The organism is Cyanobium sp. NIVA-CYA 375, assembly GCF_056108345.1.
On record NZ_JBSYHW010000271.1, the window covers coordinates 1 to 889 of the forward strand.

Consider the following 889-nt stretch of genomic DNA (forward strand, 5'->3'; position numbering starts at 1 on the left):
CCGGCACCACGGGGCAGCTGATCGGGGCCCTGGGCCTGATCGGGCTGCTGGGCGCGCCCCTGCGGCGCATCGGCCGCGCACTCGAACAACGCACGGCCGCGCAGGTGGCGCGCGAGCGCATCGCCGAGTTCCTGGCCGATGCCGAGCCTCGCGCACCCGGCGCACCAGCCGATCCGAGGCCGGCCGATGGCAGCGTGCAGATCGCGGGCTGGCCGCTCAGCGAACGGCCCGGCCACACCTTTGCAGGGCACAGCACCGCCGGGCGCCGCGTCGCGGTGATGGGCGCACCAGGCAGCGGCAAGAGCGCGCTGCTCGAGACCCTGGCCCGCCTGCGCCCCCTGGCGGGCGGCGGCATCTGGTTCGGCGGCGTGCCCATCGACGACATCTCGGCACGCCGTTTCTCGCGCGCGGTGAGCTTCATCGCACCCGAGATGCCGCTGCTGCGGGGCACGGTGGCCAAGAACCTGCGTTACCGACGCAGCAGCGCGGACATGGCCGATCTGCAGGCAGCCTGCGACGCGGCCGGCTGGCAGCAGGCCCTGGACGAAGACACCCTGGAGCGCCGCGTGCGCGATGCCGGTGCCAACCTCACGGGGCAGGAGCGGCGGTCCCTGGCCCTGGCCAGGGCCCTGGTGGGCAAGCCGGTGCTGCTGCTGGTGGACGACATCGAGCATTGCCTGGCCGCCCCCACCGTGCAGGCGCTGCAACGGCTGTTCTCGGCCCACCAGGGCACGCTCGTCTACAGCACGCACGATGCGGCCCTGGCTGCGCTGGCCGACGAGGTGTGGACGCTGGACGACCCGGCCCGGCATAAACGAGGAAGCTACGGGCCCGCCTGGCCGGCAGATAAGGGCCCATTTCCAGGGGGTGAGACGCCATTCGAAAACCT

At 73.0% G+C, this 889-nt stretch carries 1 protein-coding gene; it reads left to right on the forward strand.

Translation table 11 applies throughout. The features are described from left to right. Positions 1-889: ATP-binding cassette domain-containing protein (locus AC01FP_RS18015; RefSeq protein ID WP_474482168.1), on the forward strand; the 889-nt coding region annotated here is incomplete at both ends.